The sequence below is a fragment of the Bacillus cereus group sp. N8 genome (assembly GCF_016483685.1).
Taxonomy (GTDB): domain Bacteria; phylum Bacillota; class Bacilli; order Bacillales; family Bacillaceae_G; genus Bacillus_A; species Bacillus_A proteolyticus.
Genome location: NZ_JAEHBK010000011.1, coordinates 78,986 through 99,947, shown reverse-complemented (window position 1 = coordinate 99,947; position 20,962 = coordinate 78,986). Strand labels below are relative to the sequence as shown.

Below are 20,962 nucleotides of genomic sequence, written 5' to 3'. Positions count from 1 at the left end.
ACTCCTTTACACTACTTAGCTAAAGTTTTTGCAATATTACCAAATAACTCTATGTAAGTCTGAATTGATTCATTTGTGTAAGTATCTTCTGGTGCATAAACAACTTGTTTTTTAGAAACAGCAGTTGTGTTTTGAAGAGCAGGTGATTTAGAAATAACATCTTTAGCAGGAGCTGAAGTAGCTGCATCAGATGTTGCAGCATCACGATCTAAAACGAAAAGCCAATCAGGATTTGTTTGTGCAATAGCTTCAACAGAAACGTCATCACCTTTATGACCTGCAGTAGAATTAGAAACTTCTAGTGCTGGAGTCCAACCGAAAATTTCATACATCGGTCCCCAAACGCGACCAGAATGTGGAGCAGCAAAACCAATATTTCCACCAGTAACGATAACACTCATAACTTTATCTTTTCCGTTATAAGCAGATTTTGCTTTTTCAATAGATTTATCAAAATCAGCTACTAATTGTTTAGCTTCTTTATCTTTATCAAAGATTTTCCCTAAAGCAATTGTAGAATCTTTAAGTCCTTTTACTAAGTTTTCACCAGGCTTAGTAGCTTTCTCAGAAACATCAACATTAAGATCAATAACAGCTGCATTTGGCACTAATTTTTTGATCTCTTCGTAATGACTAGCAAATCTTTGACCAACGATTACAAGTTCAGGGTTTGCCGCTGCGATAATTTCAAGATTTGGTTCGCGGTGATTTCCAATATTTTGAACTTTTTCATCCTTTACATATGCTGAATCTGCAGGCATTACATCCTTTGGAGCAGCCGCTAATTTAATTCCCCAATCAGCTAAAGTTTCAAAAGTTCTATTATCTAAAGCAACTACATTCTTTGGATTTACAGGGACTTTAACAGTTCCATGAGCATCAGTGATTTCAACCGTTTTTGGCTTATCACTACTATCACCTTTATTAGCCTTCGAAGTTTCCTTACTTGAATCCGAGCAAGCTACTAACATTAAAGTGAAGATTGCTAGAATACTCACTAATTTTAAAAGCATAGATTTTTTCATACGTATACTCCTTATAATGTAATTTAGTTCGAAAATGATAAAGTCCATAGATTGAATTAGATAGTAACTTTTATGCACCCAAATCGCTATTGATAATCATTTTCATTTGAACATCCTGTTAATTAGTATAGTCATTAGTTCTGTGAAAATCTTGTGAATGGTGTGAGTTAATAAAATTAAATATAAATTGGATACGTTCTCAACTAATGCGCGCTAGAGTCGTCCCCTCCACACTAACCAATAGATAAGCACCTTATAAAGTGAAACTTTATAATCAGTGGGTTTTGTTCATCCCCCACTGATTATTAACCTTCACCAATCGTGCTTTACGGACAGCACGCCCCCCACCTAACTTCTTTGCTTTCGCTGAATTTTGAGGTTGGGGTCTTACTACCCGGCAAATAGCGGGATAAACCATGATTTCTCCTACAAAGCACGCCCATTAATAGCTAATATTTTCATAATTCATTGCCTGATAGAAACATTCTTTTTATAGTTTCCGTCTTTTAATATTTCTCAGAAACTATTTGATTATCAAATTTAATACAAAAAAACGAGTAAAACTGAATGAAACAGTTTTACTCGTTTTTTCTATTATAACAAACTGCACTTTACCTATTATCTTATTTTTATCAATCAACCATTGAATAGCCTCTGCCATGTATCGTTTGAATATATCTGTCTTTCTTCTCACACTTTAATTTTTTTCTTACATACCCAATATATAAGTCTACTACATTGGGATTTACTACTACGTTATATCCCCAAACCTGATTCAAAAGCATTTCACGGCTCAATATTGTGTTTTTATTCTTGATTAAAAATACAAGTAAATCGTACTCGCGCTTCGTAAGTGAGAGATTTTCACTACCTTTTTTCACAATATTGCTAGATGCATCAACAAAGAGATCTTTAAACTGAAAAAAGTTTATCTCATTTTGCTGGATACAGTCAGTTCTTCTTAAAATCGCTTGAACCCTTGCTACTAATTCTTCTTTCACAAATGGTTTTCTTATATAATCATCTGCTCCTGCTTGTAACCCTGCTATACAATCCTTGCTAGAAATATTGTCGGTCACAATAATGATCGGTGTCGTTTTAACAAGTCGTATTTGTCTACAAATTTCTGGTCCGGATATACTTAATGAATCCCAATCCAATATGATAATATCCCAATCTTGTTCATATATTATATTTAAACCCTGGTTTTCATTGTGAAGTTTTAAAATGAAAGAGCCTTCTTGCGTTAGACCGCTTACGATTTTCTTCGCTAAAGACCGTTCATTCTTAATTACTAACACCTGCTTCACCGATGGTTCACCTCTACTTCAATATAACTTAGTTAGATAAAAACATAATTTAAGATTTATAAATGTTAAATCCCTAAAAAAAGCCATTATAACAGCTTATTAGGAGAACTCTATATAATCTTACAATAGATACGGATAGAAACACAAAGGATATGAAGATTTAAATACATATTATTTAATCATTAAGAGTAGCTATTATATAGTAACTGCAATTTGTTCCATCATTGATATTTATTATTTTATTTGGAATATAATAAAAGCATAGTCTACAGAAAAATTTCAACATATTAAAAGCCAATTTTCTATTAAGAAAGTTGGCTTTTTGATTAGTTAGATTCTTATGCAACATGAGCGAAATTATAAATTGTTCCGTAAATTGTAGTACAACTAAAAAGCCCTGTAGGTGGATAAGCTTTGCTAAAAAATCTTTTTAAATTTGCAAAAAGACGAAAACCATTTAGATCTCCGTCTTCACAATATTCTCACCTTACAGTTGATGATTTACAAAAGCCAAAATCATGCCAGCACAAAATGAAATAAATCCAATTAGGACTAAAGGAAGAGTGAAGCCCCCCCAAGCAGGTTTATTAACAAACGCCCTTATTCTAAAATTAATTCTTGCTAAAGACATGATAACGATACCTGCTATTGATAAAATTGTAGTTAGATAAGTCATTTATAACGATACTCCTCTTTTATATTGATTTCGTATTTCCGGAAATTATCTGTTTTAGCAACATATTCTCTACTAAACTCAGCAATTTCTTATTACTGAATTGACAGCGTTTCTTCTTCACATATGTCATATAACACCATAGTTTCTCTAACGCCCCTTTTTAAAGAATTTAAACTCTATTGAAATATAAATACCAGGGATTATAATATAGAAGAATTGAACTACAAATTATCTGTGCAGGTGTTACAGCCTCAATTCGCTCCTAATAAAAAAGGACAAACCAGACGGTTCGATCCTTTTGTTTTTATAACACACTCTCTTATTTTCTAAAATGTCTTAACCTCTTTGCTCTAACACAGCTACTAGTTAATTTGTCCTAACTCATTATGAGGCACCGTTCAATTTGTCTACGATACCTTTATCTATTTTTGCTTGATCTACTTTAGCTATTTTAGAAACAATCCCACGACGATCTTCCCAATCAATCAAATAATATTGATTTTTTTCCAATTTATCTTGTACGGAAATTTGCAGTTTTCTTTCTTCCCCTTTTTTATCGTACACCTTCTCATCGTAAACATGATACGTAAGAACTTCTCCATTACTCAATTTTTCGTTTTCTACTTTAGAATCCGTCATTACTTTTACATAATATTGTTTAGTTGAATAGTATCCATTCCCTGACTTCAGGTAGTAGAAAGCCCCTCCTACTATAGCTAATAATACAAAAATTCTCATGATCCATTTCATACGATAATACCTAACCTTTCTGCTCTACTTGTAAGATTTATATTCATTAACATATAAATCTTCCTTACCTTAAGTATGCTTTATCTAAAAAAAAAGGGGCAATTCAGTTTCCTTACACCCACATTACACTTTTGTAATCCTATCATTCTGGCTTACAACATTATTAGCATTTTATAAAAGAAGCATAATTTTGCCGCAAACAAAAAGACCCTTTGCTCATACTAAATAAAAGAAAGCATAACAAGAGCACTTACCCATAGAATAAGTGCTCTTGTTATGCTTTCGCGATCGTATGATATTGATTTCCTTTAGGAAAGTGTAGTGTCACTTTTGTATATTCGTTCTCTTTCGATTCAATAGAAATATCATGCCCTAATTTATGAGACAATCGTTTCGCTAAATATAATCCTAATCCCGTTGATTTCGTATGAACTCGTCCATTCACTCCTGTAAATCCACGTTCAAATACTCGTCCAGCGTCTTCAAGCTTAATACCAATTCCATTATCTTGAATAATGAGACGCTTTTCATTTTCGCTTTCCTCTCCAATAAACTTAATTTCTCCATGCGAATCAGTATACTTCAATGCATTTGCCACAATCTGATCGACAATAAAAGATAGCCATTTTGTATCACTCTCTACTAAAAGTTGTAAGTTTGTGCGTTTAAATTGAATGCGTTTTGAAATAAATGACTTAGCATATTTTTTCATACTAGCTCCCGTAATCGCCTCTAGAGAAACTTCTTGAATAAAATAATCTTTTGAGAAGGAATCAAGCCGTGAATAATATAAAGCTTGTTCAACGAAGTGATCTATTTTCCCTAACTCATCCTCTAATTTATCAATTAAAATAGGAGTTCGTCGTGAGCTATTAGCGAGATCTATCTATAAGGAGTTATTGTTAGTATTCTTATTCCCAGCTACTATTGGCATCTCCCATGTAATTGTTGGTATGAATATGTTCTCCTTCATTATGGTTGACCTATACTTCCGTATTTGGGTTCCACTGGCGATTTTTGCGGTAATCTACACTGTTTATTACTTAATTACAGTTCAGTTGTATAAAAGTATTGTGCTTCCGAAAGAAAGATAATACAAAAAGCTGGTGACATGCTGTCATCAGCTTTTTTATACCCTTATTAATCATTTATCCACTATACTAATATATGAACTAAATTCTATTTTTAAATTTCAACAACTGATCTGAATAGACGAAAGGAGTTATTTTATTGCAACATGTGAAACAACTACTAAGAAATTCTCTACACTTTTTCTTTAGTAAACAGATTAGAAAATTTTCCGCCTATAACTTAAGCAAAAAAACAAATGCATTTATTTGTATTGCTATTTATATGTATATAGGGACCAAAATCATTTCTATTCTCTTTAACCCCAAGGAGTTTTATGGGCTATGGTTCGTTAATATGAGTTGGCTTATGGTCATGTTACTTTATCTATATTTCGCTAAAAATATTTACTTCGAAATGAAACAAGAACATCAAAAGGTGAAAGAATTGACCTTCTTTTCTCTCTTTGATTCCCATAAAGAATTACCTTATCGAAGGTACATTTACAAGTGCTATACAAAAATATTGTATAGCTTGCTCATCTCTGCATCGAGCTTCAATAGCTTATTACAAATTAATGCATCCATCTCATCTTCTTTTTCAGACCTAATCTCTAATGTGATGCAAATGATTTTACTTTTAAGTGCGGTAACAGTGACTAGCCTTTATCTTGCACTACAATGGACAAATATATTAATGACCATATTATTAATACTCTCTTCAGTTATCACTGGAACGATAATAAGTACTAGTTTATTATCAACGATAGGTAGTTTAACTCATTTTGACCTTTTAAATAACTTCTCCATCATCTTAACAATTTTCATCGGAATTATCGTCCAAATGGGAATTGTATGGATACGACCTCCTTATCAACTAAGTCGTACAGAAAATGCTTTTTTCATATCCAATTCAATGATTGCAACAACGCTATTATTGCTCGTTATTTTTATTCAGGATGTTTCTGTACTACTTGGCGAGGAAATGAATTTTAATATGAGTGATTTTAAAACGAATTTAGAAAAGAAAGCTCAATTAGCTTTATTACCTTATACAATTGGCGCAACCATTAATTTTATGTATATAAAGTTAAAATCTAATCGTATCGCCCAAAAAGCAGAAATAAATATGTTAGAGGTTATTTATTTGTTAGAAGAAAATGACATCGATCGTCTTTCTCCTACACAAAAACAAACAATAGTTACTAAAATCAAGAAATGTGTCTATTACGGTGGAACATCATTCCGCTTACTTCTCCTTACAAATCCAGCAACGAAACAGTTCATAAAAAAAATGAAGTTAGATGAGAGAACTTCCTAAAATCATCTACTTCAGACTTCGGCTATTCTTTCAATAGAATAGCCTTTTTTCATACTTCTGTAAGATTCCTTACAATACTGTAAGCCAATTGTTAGTTACTTCGATGTTTCCAATCTTACATTTTATATAAACTAAAAGTAGATAATCAATCAACAATAAAGACACTTTTAAAGGAGCGAATTCTCATGAAAGAAAAACAAGACTTATTATTCAGCTACATCGCTACCGTTTCTTGCTTAGGCGGTTTCATTTTACTATCTGGCGTTGCCGCTATTATTAAAATCACTCAACAACTTTTCATGTAATATACAAATTCATTGCAATCATACATTATTAAATCACTTAAAGGAGCGAATTCTCATGAAAGAAAACCAAGACTTATTATTCAGCTACATCGCTACTGTTTCTTGCTTAGGCGGTTTCGTTTTACTATCTGGTGTTGCTGCTGTTATTAAAATCGCTCAACAACTTTTCATGTAATATATTTTCATTACTACTTTAAATTTAAAATCATTCAAGATGACGAAAAATCACTTTTTATATAGATAGATTTCAAAATAAGGGTTCCTTACAAAAATGTAAGTTTCCAGTTAGATACATCGATGTTTGCACATATATATTCCTTGTAAACTAATAATTAGTTAGTCCAGTTTAAACATACAAATAACTTTTAGAGGAGTTTTTATATGAAAAAATACTTGCTTCATGCGCAACTTTCGCCCTATTCGCTAGCTTTGCGGTAGGATGTGATGTATCTTCTCCAAGCAAAATTGGTACAGAAGAATACTACGTTCAAATCCAAGGTGAAGGTGAAATTAAAGAAAATAAACGTGTCTATACTTTACCTACTTACGGTGAAGATGGAGGCGAAAAAAAAGTTACTTTCGCTAGTCAAAAACCAAGTAATGAAAAAATGAAAGAAAATGCATTTTTACGCCTTTACATTAAACAAGAGGACAAAAAGAAAACAGATATACCAGACACAGAAGTTAAATCTTATGAAGAAGTACAAAAATCAGATTTACCTGCAAAAACAAAAGAAAAATTAGGGATAAAATAATAAATGATTATCAAAAACAAATAAAAGGAGTATCTCTTGTTAAGCAAGAGATACTCCTTTTATTTGTGGAAGCATAAGTTGGCCGTGTGTTAATTATTAACCCATAAGCTGACCGTGAATTTCACAAAACAGCAAATAAAAATACCTATTAGCAGCAGAGGATATTCAAAATTACTAGCTTATTCATTAGAATCTTTATATGATACACCCATGACCTCTAACAAAGAAGAGGAAATTGATAAAGTCTTGCCGTGGTCAATGGATTTACCATCTAGTTGCAGAGTGCCGAAAAAAAGTGAAGTAAACAAAAAATAACTCTAAAATCAACTTTTATTGTATATTTTGGAGTTACTTTACGTTTACAATTACATGGTAGAGATGATTTCGTGCTTTTTCTTTTGATTTTCTACTTCGCCTTAATAAAAGATTTATTCCTGCTTTCCTACACATACTTAAAAGTAGGAGACTTCTTTCAAATTGTGTTAAAATTTTGTGAGATACTATTCGATATACATTAATAAAGGTGAGGGTACCCAGTGAACAATAACGACAATACATATTGCACTATGGTTATATTTGGAGCAACAGGAGATTTAGCGAAGAGAAAATTATTCCCTTCTATATATAGCCTATATAAAAAAGGACAGCTCTCTAAAAATTTTGCTGTTGTTGGTGTAGCGAGACGTGAATGGAGTGACGATGTATTTCGTGAAAATGTATTAACCTCTATTCAAGAATCAAAAATTGAACCAGGGAATGATTTAGATGAATTTTTAACTCATTTCCGCTACTTAGCGTTTGATGTTACGAATACTGCTTCATACCAAGATTTGAATGCATTAATTACTAACCTTGAAGAACAATTCACTATTCCAGGAAACAGAATGTTTTATATGGCGATGGCTCCTGAATTCTTTGGAACAATTGCTTCTTACTTGAAATCAGAAGGCGTGACAAACTCAAGCGGCTGGAATCGATTGATTATCGAAAAACCTTTTGGACATGACTTGCCATCCGCACAAAAATTAAATGAAGAACTTCGTCACGCATTTGCGGAAGATGAAATTTATCGCATTGACCATTATCTAGGAAAAGAAATGGTTCAAAACATTGGCGTTATTCGTTTTGCAAACGCAATATTTGAATCATTGTGGAATAATAGATACATCTCTAATATTCAAATTACATCCAGTGAATCTTTAGGCGTAGAGGATCGCGGAGGATACTATGACAATTCCGGTGCCTTAAGAGATATGATACAAAATCATATGTTACAAATGGTTGCTTTACTGGCAATGGAACCGCCAATTCGTTTAACAACAGAAGAAATCCGAAGCGAAAAAATTAAAGCATTACGTACACTTCGACCAATAGCAGTAGACGAAGTGGATCAATACTTTGTGCGAAGTCAGTATGGTCCAGGAACAATCAACGGAAAAGAAGTTCCTGGGTACAGAAGCGAAAATAAAGTGGATCCAAACTCAAGAACGGAAACATTTGTGGCGGGTAAATTATTAATAGACAATTTCCGCTGGGCTGGTGTGCCGATCTACATTCGTACGGGTAAACGCATGCAAGAGAAATCAACAAAAATCGTTATTCAGTTTAAAGAATTGCCAATGAATTTATATTCTAAATTAGAAAACAGCGTTCATCCGAACCTGCTTATTATTCATATTCAGCCGGATGAAGGAATTTCTCTTGTTTTAAATGGTAAGAAAATCGGTACTTCTGAAAAGACGAAACCATTTAAACTTGATTACTGCAATGACTGCGTAGACGGAGTAAATACACCAGAAGCTTATGAGAAGCTGATATATGATGCAATTCAAGGCGATGCAACAAACTTTACTCACTGGGATGAAGTAGCGTTATCATGGAAATTTGTTGATGTTATTTCTAAAGCATGGAAACAGGATGTATCAACCGATTTACTTACTTATGAATCAGGATCAATGGGACCTCAAGCTTCAGATGATTTGCTTGCAGAAAACAGCTTACATTGGTGGCCAATTTCCGATGATAGTGACTATTCAATCTAATCCTAGCAAAGGCAAAAAGAGAATTTTTATGAAAAAAGTATATGACATTACAGTACCTATTTACGAAGGAATGCCTGTATATAAAAATAAACCAGAAAAAACAGCCTCAACTTTCTAAAGTTACAAACGGTCATGTAACAGAATCCACATTAAAAATGGATGCTCATACAGGAACGCATATTGATGCGCCTTTGCATATGATCAATGACGGAGACACGTTTGAAACACCTGATATCGAGAAATTGGTGGGCGAAACAAAGGTTTTTGACCTGACACATGTTGAAGGTGGTATTACTTCAATAAAATGAAACTGCCCGTTAATGCAGAATAAAAAAATGGACCAAGATTTCAATCTTGGTCCATTTTTTATTTTATATCCATTTCGTATGGAATGTACCTTCTTTATCTACTCGTTTATACGTATGTGCTCCAAAATAATCGCGCTGCGCTTGTAACAAGTTTGCAGGTAGTGTTGCAGTACGATAGCTGTCATAGTAAGAAATCGCTGCTGAAAATGCAGGTACCGGAATACCTTGTTGTACAGCCAATGAGATAATTTGACGTAATCCGCCTTGGTATGACTCCACAATTTCTTTAAAGTATGGGTCAAGTAAAAGATTCGGTAAGTCAGTGTTCTTCTCATAAGCTTCTTTAATGTTCTGTAAAAAGGCTGCACGAATAATACATCCGCCTCTCCAAAGCATAGAAATGCTGCCAAAATCAAGGTTCCAGTCATATTCCTCAGAAGCTGCCTTTAATTGCGTGAATCCTTGCGCATAAGAACAAACTTTACTCATATATAAAGCTTGGCGCACTGCTTCAATTAATTCTGCTTTTTCAATTCCAAGCGCTGGTTTATCTTTAGGGCCAGATAATAATTTGCTTGCATGCACACGCTCTTCTTTTAAAGCAGAAATACAACGTGCGAATACAGATTCTGTGATAATCGGAAGAGAAATACCTAAATCAAGTGCACTTTGGCTTATCCATTTCCCTGTGCCCTTTTGTCCCGCAGTATCAAGAATAACATCCACTAATGGCTTTCCAGTTTCTTCATCTTTCTTCGTGAAAATGTCTGCTGTAATCTCGATTAGATAACTGTTCAGTTCGCCCTTATTCCATTCAGCAAATATTTCATAAAACTCTTCTGCAGTCAAATCAAGTGTTTGTTTCAAGAAGAAATATGCTTCACAAATTAATTGCATATCTCCATACTCAATACCGTTGTGAACCATCTTTACATAGTGGCCCGCACCATTAGGTCCGATATAAGAACAGCAAGGCTCGTCATTCACTTTTGCAGAGATATTTTCAAGCATATCCTTCACTTTTTCGTATGCAGCCTTCTGTCCGCCCGGCATAATAGACGGTCCCTTCAATGCCCCCTCTTCTCCGCCTGACACACCTGCTCCAATGAAATTGATTCCATTTTCGGCAAGACGTTTGTTTCGGCGAATTGTATCGACAAAGTATGTATTACCGCCGTCAATTAAAATATCACCTTTATCGAGGTGAGGAAGCAGAGAATCAATCGCCTTATCTGTAATTTCCCCTGCATTAACCATTAACAAAATTTTTCTAGGTGATTCAAGTGAGTTAACAAACTCTTCAACCATGTGAGTACCAACCATGTTTTTACCACGGTTTTCCTCAATGATTTCATTTACTTTTTCCTTTGAAATATCATATAGGGCAACAGAATACCCTTTACTTTCAAAGTTAAGTGCGAGGCTTTTTCCCATAACGCCCACACCAACAACTCCAATTTTTTGCTTTGGCATATTTCATCGTTCCTTTCTATGCATGTTACTCTGTCTATATTATAGTATATATACCTAAAGTAACACTTTAATCAAATAATCCATCTTATTCATTTCAATATGCTCCGCCAAGATGCGTGTAAAAGATCATAGGAACACGGCACATCGCCATCAAGTTAAAAAATAAAGAGAAACTTCCATCCTTATCAATTAATCATGAAAAATCACATCATCCAACTTCCGTATCCCACTTATGATCTTGCTCTACAAACACAATGCCTAATTCATGATGTCCACCGCGCTGTTTGAGCAAGGTGAAGCTAACCTTTTGTATCAAGTACTTCTAACTTACAAAATGCCCCTGTCGTCTTGGACTGCAGCGCATCATAAAACTCCTCTGTACTTTTAGGAATCACGCCGTTTATTTTCGTAATAACCTCTCCGGGCCTCAGATTAAATTCTGCACCGACTGTATTCGGGATCGTGCCTAACAACTACTAATCCATCATTGCGCGCTGTAAAATACGCTGGACGCTTTTCATCAGCAAATCGTTCCCTCATTGGCATACGGCTACGATCCGGACATTGACCCGCCACATCTGTAAAAAATAGAATTTTTGTATCTGTTTACTTTTCCAAACCCGAAATATTCTATTTAAATTGTTTTTTAACAATATACATTTTAAATTCATCCCAGTAGAGTGTACTTAATTGGGACGGTAGACTATTTGCCAATTTCCCTAAGGAAAGAGTATCCCATATGACTTATCCCAAAAGTTTAATTGAAAAAATTTTCAGATGTGGCGGGTTATTTTTTGAATCGTTTCCGTACCCCTTTTACTGTCTAGAAAGGTCTATACAAATAAGCTTAGTAATAAAGTAAATCCTAATCCGGCTACGGAAATGATAGTCTCAAGCAAGGTCCATGTTGCAAATGTTTCTTTCATGCTTAAACCAAAGTACTCTTTGAACATCCAGAAACCAGCATCGTTCACGTGTGAAGCAATTAAACTACCAGCTCCTGTTGCAAGGACAACTAAAGCAAGGTTAACGTCAGAGTGACCTAACATTGGGATCACTAAACCGACAGTTGTTAATGAAGCAACCGTAGCAGACCCTAATGAAATACGTAAGATGGCAGCGATAATCCATGCGAGCAAGATCGGTGATAATGAAGTTCCTTTGAATAATTCGGCTACATAGTTACCAACGCCGCCATCAATTAATACTTGTTTGAAGGCTCCGCCTCCGCCAATAATTAAGAGCATCATCCCAATATTTGAGATCGCTGTTGTACAAGATTCCATCACGTTCTTGATTGGAATATTTCTTGCCAATCCCATTGTATAGATCGCAACTAATAAGGATATTAACATGGCAGTATCCGCATTCCCAATAAACTGGATCGCTGCTAGTAAACTATTATCTTTAAATCCCATTGTTTTTTGCAGCAAAGTAATAATTGTAGCGATTGCCATTAAAATAACAGGCAGTAAAGCGGTAAAAACACTGATTCCAAAGCCAGGAGTTTCTTCAAGTTTAAATACTCTCTGCTCGCCTAAAGATTTGATATTACCAGTTTTTGTGAATGCTTCAGGTACTAGTTTTTTTGCAATTTTAGTAAATACAGGTCCCGCTAAAATAACTGTTGGAACCGCTATCATAAAACCATAAAGTAATACTTCACCGATGTTTGCATGCAACTCACCAGCGATAGCAGTTGGTCCTGGGTGTGGCGGTAAAAATCCGTGTGTTACAGATAAAGCTGCTGCCATCGGAATACCGAGATATAAGATAGAAACTTTTAATTCTCTTGAAATAGCAAATACAATCGGAATTAATAATACTAATCCTACTTCAAAAAATAATGCAATACCGATAATAAATGAGGCAGTCACAACAGCCCATTGAATGTTCTTTTCACCAAATTTGTTCACAAGGGTCATGGCAATGCGTTGTGCGCCCCCAGAATCTGAAAGCAACTTACCTAACATCGCACCAAGTCCAAAAACGAGTGCTAAATGACCAAGTGTTCCGCCTAATCCTGCTTCAATGGTTTTAACAATTTTTTCTGGCGGCATTCCAAGTGCTAAAGCAACGCCGAACGATACAATGATTAATGAAATAAAGGTATTTAATTTAAAGCGCATTATCAGTAAAAGTAATGCTAAAATCCCAATTGCTACAATGACTAATGGCATCGTAATTCCCCCATAATATTAGCTGTATTTGTGTTTATCCCCTATTTTTTTGGTAGTAACCCCCAACCTCAAAATTTAAAGAGAGATGAGGAGTGGGGGATCACTGATGAAAGTTTTACTTTATTAAATTTCTTTGATAATTAGCAATTCGTGTATAATCGTCTTCTAATACTCTTGATAGGTTGATAAATATCGGTAGTAATTGTCTATATTCTTTTGTTGCTTCTTCTTTCGGTGTGTGTTTATAGGTGCTGCCAACCATTTCGGAAACGATTTCAAAAGAATCAATTTTTCCTGTAGCATAGAGACCTAATATACATGCACCTAGACAGGAGCTTTCGTAGCTTTTTGGAACAACGACTTCAGATGAGAAAATATCGGACATCATTTGTCGCCAAACGTCAGACCTTGCGAAGCCTCCTGTTGCTTGAATACGGGTCACAGGGCCGTCCATACATTCGATTAATGCTAAAAATACCGTGTATAAATTATAAATAACGCCTTCTAAAGCTGCACGAATCATATGTTCCTTCTTATGTGACATAGTTAAGCCGAAGAATGATCCACGTACATCTGGATTCCATAATGGCGCACGTTCACCTGCGAGGTATGGGTGGAATAATAATCCGTCTGCGCCAGGTCTCACTCGTTCAGCAATTTTGGTTAATACATCGTATGGATCAATTCCTAGTCTTTTCGCAGTTTCTACTTCTGATGAAGCAAGTTCATCGCGAATCCAGCGAAGGACCATCCCTCCATTGTTTACCGGTCCACCAATTACCCAATGTTTTTCCGTTAAGGCATAACAGAATATTCTTCCTTTTTCATCTGTTTGCGGCTTGTCAATGATGGTTCGAATGGCACCACTTGTTCCGATTGTGACTGCAATCTCACCTTTTCTAATTGCATTCACACCTAGATTAGAAAGCACTCCATCACTGGCACCAATGACAAACGGTGTTTGTGAATCGATACCAATCTTTTTAGCTAAATCCGGATTGCAGTTGCTAAATATTTTGGTGGTTGGTACGAGCTCAGATAATTGAGCAGGTGTTACACCAGCAATTTTTAAAGCTTCTTCATCCCAATCTAGTGTTTGTAGATTCATCATCCCCATGCATGAAGCGAGAGAATGATCCACAACATATTGATCAAAGAATTTTTTAAAGATATATTCTTTTATTCCGATATATTTTTTCGTTTTGACTGCGATTTCAGGATAGTCATTCACAATCCAAGTAATTTTACTTAATGGTGACATGGGGTGAATGGGTGTTCCTGTTCGTCTATAAACTTCATGGCCATTCAGTTCATCTTTGATTTTATGTGCCCATGCCTCACTGCGATTATCTGCCCAGGTGATACAAGGTGTCAGCGGATGGTCATTTTCATCCATTGCAATGACACTGTGCATGGCGCTGCTAAATGAAATAAACGATGGTTTTTTATCTGAATGATGTCTCGTTATATTTGAAATCGCTCGCAAAACAGCTTGAAAAATCTCTTCTGGATCTTGTTCCGCTGTGGATATATCCGGTGTGCGAAGTGGGTAACCAATATTCTCTGTTTGGACGACTTCTCCTTTTTCAGTAAATAATACTGCTTTGGTACTTGTTGTACCGATATCTATACCTAACATATAGCTACTCATGTTCTTGCTCTACTCCTTTAGATAACATTTGTTGTGACATCCAGAGGTCTTCAACTTTCCCTTGAACATCATCAAAGTTTTGATGTAAGACCTCAATCATGAGGGCTCGATCTTTTGATTCAATCGCTTTTATATAAAGCTCATGATTTTTGATAATCCGTTCAAAGTCTTCGTATTTTTCCTTGAAACGGGTACGCATTGATAAAAGGACTAAGCTTTCCATAACAGGCTTTAAATTATTCCACATCATCAGGATATGGGAATGATGGATAGTGCGAATAATCGTTTCATGGAATAAGACATCTTGATAAGAAAACTCATCAGCATCATGATATTTAATGGCGATTTTCATCATTTCTATAATTTTATTCAGTTCCTTTACTAACTCGTTCGTGTCCATTTTTACAAGCCGTTCAAAGATAAACGTTTCTATGAGTAAACGAACATCGTATATTTCTTCAATTTCTTTTTCGGTTAAACCAATGACAACTGCGCCCATTCTTTCTAAGCGAATGATATTTTCTGAGGCCAGTACTTTTAATGCTTCACGAACAGGTGACCGACTTACAGAAAAATCGGCGGCTAATTTATTTTCTGATAGAATGGTACCGTTTTCAATTTTACCTGCAATAATACGCATTCTAAGTTCGCTCGCAACACGATCACCAGTAGAAGCTTTTGAAAGCCATTTTTCAGGATAAAGAAATTCCATTGATTCCGTCATAACGTCACCTTCTCATATTAATCAAGTATACTTGTATACAAGTATTATAACTCAGATTTTTAATTATGCAAGCGCTTTACTTTTTGTGTCGATTTTTTAGGAGGACAGCCGAGATATTGGAATTATCTTGAATTTTCAAATCAAGAAGTATAAGTTGGCCATAAACTAAAAGAAGCATAAGTTGGCCAAAACGGCCATCTTATGCTTCTTGTTATATACAAAATAAAAAAACCACCAAATATGTATTGGTGGAGACGGTGGGAGTCGAACCCACGTCCAAAAATATCGGCACTTAAGCTTCTACGAGTGTAGTCGATATATTAGTATTTCGCAAACTCTTCAGCCTATCGACAGGCTTCCAAGTTGCTAGTCTGATTGTTCTCTTCCTTCGCCCTCAGACGGCGAACTCCGGCGTAGTCCACTTAGTTTGAGTCCCTTACCCTACCACATGGACGATGGAGGGAGGAACCTTTAGTGCAATTAAGCAGCTAAAGAAAGATTGTTTTGTTTGCCAATTATAGGCTTTGACGTTTTAACGAGGCCGATCCCCTCGACTCGCAACCTAAGCTCGAACTATCCCTGTCGAATCCGTAACGTCCCCATGATAAAAATGGAGCATACGAAGAAAATATCGTGATAGCTACTAAGAGCTGTTTTTCAATGTGCAACAACCTTACATAAGTTATTATATCATACGCGCGCCGTTTTACAAATGTAAATATCTGTATTACATCTTTTGGCGATCACGGAACACGCGTGCAATCTCACGTTTAGCTTCTTTCTCTTTTAAATCGTGACGTTTATCATATTGCTTCTTACCTTTTGCTAAACCAAGTGCCATCTTTGCAAATCCATTTTTCAAATAGATTCTAAGTGGAACTAATGCGTAACCTGTTTCTTTTGCAGCTCCCGCTAGTTTATCAATTTCTTTTTTATGCAGAAGTAATTTTCTCGTACGAAGTGGATCATGGTTGAAACGATTCCCTTGTTCGTACGTATTAATGTGCATATTATGAACCCATACTTCACCATTATGTACACGTGCAAACGCATCTTTCAAGTTTACGCGACCAGCGCGAATCGACTTAATTTCCGTTCCTTGAAGGACAAGCCCTGCTTCGTATGTTTCTTCGATGAAATAATCATGAAATGCTTTTTTATTTTGTGCAATAACCTTACCTGTACCTTTTGGCATATAACGTCCCTCCTCTATTTTTACTATTGTAACAAATGTAAACAAAAAGCGAAAGTGGCTCGCCCAGAATGTGAGGTGGATGGAGCTTCTGACCTTGAGGCGTTCTTTGCCTCTAGGGAAGAAGCGAAGCCGCCGAACATTCTAGCCACTGTAGCTGGATTAAACAAAAAGCGAAAGTGGCTCGCTCAGAATCTTTGGACATTGGAGCTCCCGACAGAGAAGCGCTTTTTGCTTCGTCCGAGGGAGTGAAATGGCCAATAGATTCTAGCCACTGTAGCTGGATTACAATAAAAAGAAAAAGCCCCGCTTTTCATCAAAGCGAAGCCATCCTTTTCTTACTTACGCTTTTTCTTTTTCTTCTTGAATCCTGGTACATTTTCAAAGAATCCTTTTTTCTTCTTACCATTCCCATCTTTTTTCCCTGACTGGCTAGCAGATGTGGATGTGGAGGTGGAAGCGGATGCGGATGCTTTTCCTTTACCGCCACGGTCAAACTTTCTTCCTGCGCCGCGTTCGCCACCGCGCTCATTACTACGCTCGCTACGTCCACCGCGTTTCTTTCTGCCTGTTCTTGGCTGTTCGATAACGACTGGACGATCTTTGAACTTACGACGAGGTGTTCCTTTCATGCCAACGATTTCAAAGTCGATTGCACGCTCGTCCTTGTTTACATTAATAACGCGAATTGTAATTTCGTCACCGATACGGAACACGTTACCTGTACGTTCTCCAATCATTGCGAAATGTTTTTCGTCATAACGGTAGTAATCATCTGTTAAGTAGCTAACGTGTACAAGACCTTCGATTGTATTTGGAAGCTCTACGAATAAACCGAAGTTTGTTACAGAGCTAATCATACCGTCATACTCTTCGCCAATCTTATCAACCATATACTCTGCTTTTTTCATTTCATCTGTTTCACGCTCTGCTTCAACAGCACGGCGTTCCATATTAGAAGAGTGCTCTGCAATCTCAGGTAAGTTTTCACGCCATTTCGCTTGCGTTTCGTTGTCGACTTTACCGTTGATGATATATTCACGAATTAATCGATGAACAATCGTATCTGGATAACGACGAATTGGTGATGTGAAATGCGTGTAGAACTCCGTTGATAAACCGAAATGTCCTAAGCTGTCCGAATCATAACGTGCTTGCTTCATAGAACGAAGCATAACTGTTGAAATAACTACTTCTTCAGGCTGACCTTGAACCATTTCAAGAATTTGCTGCAACGCACGAGGATGTATTTCATTCGCACGTCCTTTTACTGCATATCCGAAGTTTGTTACAAACTCAAAGAAACGCTCAAGCTTATCTTCTTTCGGATCTTCATGGACACGGTACATAAACGGTACGTTCATCCAGTGGAAGTGCTCTGCTACTGTTTCGTTCGCAACAAGCATAAACTCTTCAATTAACTTCTCTGATACAGAACGATCACGCATTACAACATCAGTCGGTTTTCCTTCTTCATCTACTAACACTTTTGCTTCTTTAAAGTCAAAGTCAATTGCACCACGGCGCATACGTTTTTCACGTAAAATTTGAGCTAATTGGCCCATCTCTTTAAACATCGGTACTAACGGCTCATAGCGTTTGATTAACTCTTCGTCCTCATCTTCTAAAATGCTTCTTACGTCAGCATACGTCATACGCTCTGTCGTTTTAATAACACTTTGGAAAATCTCGTGCTTTACAACATCACCTAGATTGTTGATTTCCATTTCACAAGATAGTGTCAGACGGTCTACTTTTGGATTTAACGAACAAATACCGTTTGATAAACGATGCGGAATCATCGGAATTACACGGTCTACAAGATATACACTCGTCGCTCTCTCTGCTGCTTCAACATCAATTGGAGAACCTTCTTGAACGTAATGACTTACATCCGCAATATGAACACCAAGCTTGTAGTTACCGTTCTCAAGCTTCGTTACTGTAACAGCGTCATCTAAGTCTTTTGCATCTGCGCCGTCAATTGTAACAATCATTTGATCACGTAAATCACGGCGATCTTTTAAATCTCCTTCTGAAATCGTTTCTGGTACACTGTTTGCATGTTCCATAACTTCTTCAGGGAACGCCAACGGTAAATGATGTTTATGAATAACAGATAAAATATCTACCCCTGGATCATTTTTATGACCTAGAATTTGAATAACTTCACCTTCTGCACTTAAACGGTTCTCTGGATAGCTCGTAATTTTCACAACTACTTTATGACCTTCCACAGCGCCCATAGATGCACTTTTCAAGATGAAAATGTCACTCGTCCATCGCTTATTGTCAGGTATGACAAATCCAAAGTTTTTCGACTCTGTATATGTACCAACTAGTTCCTTCGTTCCACGCTCTAAAATACGTACAATTGAACCTTCTTGGCGTGATCCACTTGATTGTGAGCTAACACGTGCTAATACTGTATCGCCATGAAGTGCACCGTTCAACTCTGTAGGCGGGATGAAAAGATCATCGTCTCCCGTTTTCTTCTCATCTGGTACAACGAATGCAAAGCCACGTGCGTGTCCAATTAATTTACCGCGTACTAAGCTCATTTTTTCTGGAAGACCGTAGCGATTACTACGTGTGCGGATAACAAGTCCCTTCTCTTCCATCATTACAAGTGCCTTTACAAAATCTTTAAAGCCTTCAGAACCTTCAATTCCAAATGCCGCTTCTAACTCTTGTATTGTTAACGGTTTATACGCTTCTTCTCTCATAAATAATAACAACTTATCAATATGTTCTTGTATGATTTCTTCCAAGCAGAAATACCTCCTTTAAACCCTTATATTATTTAGTGTATCCGAAAGATGGGGGATGTATAAAGCGAAACTTTAATCATCTCCCAATGATTTTTTACAGTTTTCATAAAATGAAACTTTAATCAGTAGAGGGTTATCCATCTTCACTGATTATTAGCCCACAACCACCGGGATAAAAAATTCCCTTATGAAAAAAAGAGGCAACTAGACCTTACCAATCTAGTTGCTCCAAGAAGTTATATACATCCTCATGTAGCTCTTCACGCTGTTTATCAAGTGTGATGACATGCGTAGAGTCTTCATACCATTTAATGTCTTTTAACGTAGATTCTACACCGTTATAAATAATGTTAGCACTATCTGTATTAATCATTTCATCATGGCGTGCTTGTACAACGAATGTTGGCGCATAAATCATATCCACATTATTGCGTACGTCACGAATTAACTCTTGTAATGCTTTTAATGTATTCATCGGTGTCTGTTTAAATTCAAACATTTCCTTTTCAATTTGCTCTGGTGATTTTTGTTCACGTTTTTTATATTCGCGTGCATATGCCAATATACCTTGGTACATAATTTCTTCACTTTTAATGTACATCGGTGCACACATTGGTACAACACCTAAAATCGGTAATGTATAAGCAAGTTTTAATGAGAATACTCCGCCTAATGATAATCCAACCGCAGCTATTTTCTCGTAACCTTGATCTTTTAAATGCTGGTAGGCATTCATTACATCTTTCCACCAGTCTTCAGGACCTGTATGAACAAGCTGCTCTGGTGGTACGCCGTGTCCTTTATAAATTGGCGCATGACAAGTATAGCCTTTCTTCTCTAAGAAACGCCCTAGCATGCGTACATCAGCTGAGTTCCCTGTGAATCCATGTAATAATAAAACAGCGCGGTCTCCACCTTCAAATGTAAATGGTTTTGGAGATGCTAATTTCATCATGTACTTCTCCTCTTTCTCTTCTGTAATCTAGTCGTATTCTTTCTATATCTAGTGTACCATATTTATATTTCTATAATCTAATTAGAAACATCTTTCAAATGGCAAAACAAAAAAAGAAGAACCATTAGTACATCTTACTAACGCTTCTTCTTTCAATTCTATAAGTTTAAGTACGTAACACCAATTGTTAATGCGAAGAACAATACAGCTAAAACAATTGTAATGCGGTTTAATACCGCTTCAATTCCACGTGCTTTTTGCTTACCAAATAATTGCTCTGCACCGCCTGAAATTGCACCTGAAAGGCCTGAGCTATTACTAGACTGCATAAGTACCATAACAATCATTAAAATCGATACAATAATAAGTAAAACGGATAATAACGTATGCACTTGGCGTACCTCCTACAAAGATTCAGTTATTCCAACTGTAGCATAAATCCTATAGAAAAGCGAGA

The 20,962-nt window shown here is 36.1% G+C and carries 17 protein-coding genes, 1 other RNA gene and 4 pseudogenes; 7 read left to right on the top strand and 15 right to left on the bottom strand.

From position 1 onward, the window contains the following. Positions 1-11: 11 nt before the first annotated feature. From JDS80_RS17370 to JDS80_RS17350, 5 genes and pseudogenes are all read right to left on the bottom strand, one after another. Positions 12-1,025: a siderophore ABC transporter substrate-binding protein gene (locus tag JDS80_RS17370; RefSeq protein WP_199639368.1), complete on the bottom strand. Its 1,014-nt coding sequence runs from the start codon at positions 1,023-1,025 to the stop codon at positions 12-14. A gap of 632 nt (positions 1,026-1,657) precedes the next feature. Next, a complete protein-coding gene (locus JDS80_RS17365) occupies positions 1,658-2,335 on the bottom strand; it encodes a response regulator transcription factor (RefSeq protein WP_071748055.1) in 678 nt (225 codons plus the stop codon). A gap of 487 nt (positions 2,336-2,822) precedes the next feature. Then, positions 2,823-3,011 (bottom strand): hypothetical protein, encoded by a 189-nt coding sequence (locus JDS80_RS17360; RefSeq protein WP_071748054.1) that lies wholly within the window; start codon positions 3,009-3,011, stop codon positions 2,823-2,825. Between the two features lie 384 nt (positions 3,012-3,395). After that, on the bottom strand, positions 3,396-3,761 hold the full coding sequence (locus JDS80_RS17355; RefSeq protein WP_071748053.1) for a YxeA family protein: 366 nt from the start codon (positions 3,759-3,761) through the stop codon (positions 3,396-3,398). A gap of 274 nt (positions 3,762-4,035) precedes the next feature. Beyond that, positions 4,036-4,617, bottom strand: a pseudogene (locus JDS80_RS17350) (ATP-binding protein); the annotation flags it as partial. Between JDS80_RS17350 and JDS80_RS17345 the strand changes: the two are divergent. The 6 genes and pseudogenes from JDS80_RS17345 to JDS80_RS17320 all read left to right on the top strand — a co-directional run. After that, positions 4,610-4,855 (top strand): annotated as a pseudogene (locus JDS80_RS17345) (ABC transporter permease); the annotation flags it as partial. The pseudogenes JDS80_RS17350 and JDS80_RS17345 overlap by 8 nt on opposite strands. Positions 4,856-4,991: 136 nt before the next feature. Next, positions 4,992-6,149 carry an AcrB/AcrD/AcrF family protein gene (locus JDS80_RS17340; protein ID WP_199639367.1) on the top strand — a complete coding sequence of 386 codons (1,158 nt, stop codon included), beginning with the start codon at positions 4,992-4,994 and terminating at the stop codon, positions 6,147-6,149. Positions 6,150-6,509: 360 nt separating this feature from the next. Then, complete coding sequence (locus JDS80_RS17335) at positions 6,510-6,629, top strand: DUF4027 family protein (RefSeq protein WP_180237307.1); 120 nt, start codon at positions 6,510-6,512, stop codon at positions 6,627-6,629. A 214-nt stretch (positions 6,630-6,843) separates the two neighbouring features. Further along, entirely contained in the window at positions 6,844-7,209 is a 366-nt protein-coding gene (locus tag JDS80_RS17330; protein ID WP_199639400.1) for a DUF1093 domain-containing protein, read from the top strand. A gap of 566 nt (positions 7,210-7,775) precedes the next feature. Beyond that, the gene (zwf, locus tag JDS80_RS17325; protein WP_199639398.1) at positions 7,776-9,251 is read left to right on the top strand and encodes a glucose-6-phosphate dehydrogenase; all 1,476 of its coding nucleotides are present in this window, start codon (positions 7,776-7,778) and stop codon (positions 9,249-9,251) included. Between the two features lie 28 nt (positions 9,252-9,279). Next, positions 9,280-9,547 (top strand): annotated as a pseudogene (locus tag JDS80_RS17320) (cyclase family protein); the annotation flags it as partial. 75 nt (positions 9,548-9,622) lie between these two features. On the opposite strand, the gene gndA reads toward JDS80_RS17320, so the two are convergent. The 7 genes and pseudogenes from gndA to smpB form a co-directional block, all read right to left on the bottom strand. Next, a complete protein-coding gene (gndA, locus tag JDS80_RS17315) occupies positions 9,623-11,032 on the bottom strand; it encodes an NADP-dependent phosphogluconate dehydrogenase (RefSeq protein WP_071748049.1) in 1,410 nt (469 codons plus the stop codon). Between the two features lie 208 nt (positions 11,033-11,240). Then, positions 11,241-11,566, bottom strand: a pseudogene (locus JDS80_RS17310) (PDZ domain-containing protein); the annotation flags it as partial. A 299-nt stretch (positions 11,567-11,865) separates the two neighbouring features. After that, the gene (gntP, locus tag JDS80_RS17305; protein ID WP_071748048.1) at positions 11,866-13,212 is read right to left on the bottom strand and encodes a gluconate permease GntP; all 1,347 of its coding nucleotides are present in this window, start codon (positions 13,210-13,212) and stop codon (positions 11,866-11,868) included. 115 nt (positions 13,213-13,327) lie between these two features. Further along, the gene (gntK, locus tag JDS80_RS17300; RefSeq protein ID WP_071770837.1) at positions 13,328-14,863 is read right to left on the bottom strand and encodes a gluconokinase; all 1,536 of its coding nucleotides are present in this window, start codon (positions 14,861-14,863) and stop codon (positions 13,328-13,330) included. Beyond that, the gene (locus JDS80_RS17295) at positions 14,856-15,587 is read right to left on the bottom strand and encodes a GntR family transcriptional regulator (protein WP_071748046.1); all 732 of its coding nucleotides are present in this window, start codon (positions 15,585-15,587) and stop codon (positions 14,856-14,858) included. The genes gntK and JDS80_RS17295 overlap by 8 nt, the downstream gene beginning before the upstream one ends. Before the next feature lie 246 nt (positions 15,588-15,833). After that, positions 15,834-16,188, bottom strand: a transfer-messenger RNA (tmRNA) gene (gene ssrA, locus JDS80_RS17290). A gap of 126 nt (positions 16,189-16,314) precedes the next feature. Beyond that, positions 16,315-16,782, bottom strand: coding sequence for an SsrA-binding protein (smpB, locus tag JDS80_RS17285; protein WP_001123920.1), 468 nt, complete (start codon positions 16,780-16,782; stop codon positions 16,315-16,317). A 54-nt stretch (positions 16,783-16,836) separates the two neighbouring features. On the opposite strand from smpB, the gene JDS80_RS31265 reads away from it, so the two are divergent. Next, positions 16,837-17,031, top strand: coding sequence for a hypothetical protein (locus JDS80_RS31265; RefSeq protein ID WP_242477371.1), 195 nt, complete (start codon positions 16,837-16,839; stop codon positions 17,029-17,031). A gap of 86 nt (positions 17,032-17,117) precedes the next feature. Here JDS80_RS31265 and rnr read toward each other — a convergent pair whose 3' ends face one another. From rnr to secG, 3 genes are all read right to left on the bottom strand, one after another. Then, on the bottom strand, positions 17,118-19,550 hold the full coding sequence (rnr, locus tag JDS80_RS17280; protein ID WP_199639366.1) for a ribonuclease R: 2,433 nt from the start codon (positions 19,548-19,550) through the stop codon (positions 17,118-17,120). Positions 19,551-19,761: 211 nt separating this feature from the next. Beyond that, the gene (locus JDS80_RS17275) at positions 19,762-20,502 is read right to left on the bottom strand and encodes an alpha/beta hydrolase (protein WP_165616086.1); all 741 of its coding nucleotides are present in this window, start codon (positions 20,500-20,502) and stop codon (positions 19,762-19,764) included. A 161-nt stretch (positions 20,503-20,663) separates the two neighbouring features. Continuing rightward, the gene (gene secG / locus JDS80_RS17270) at positions 20,664-20,897 is read right to left on the bottom strand and encodes a preprotein translocase subunit SecG (RefSeq protein ID WP_000557262.1); all 234 of its coding nucleotides are present in this window, start codon (positions 20,895-20,897) and stop codon (positions 20,664-20,666) included. Positions 20,898-20,962 lie beyond the last annotated feature (65 nt).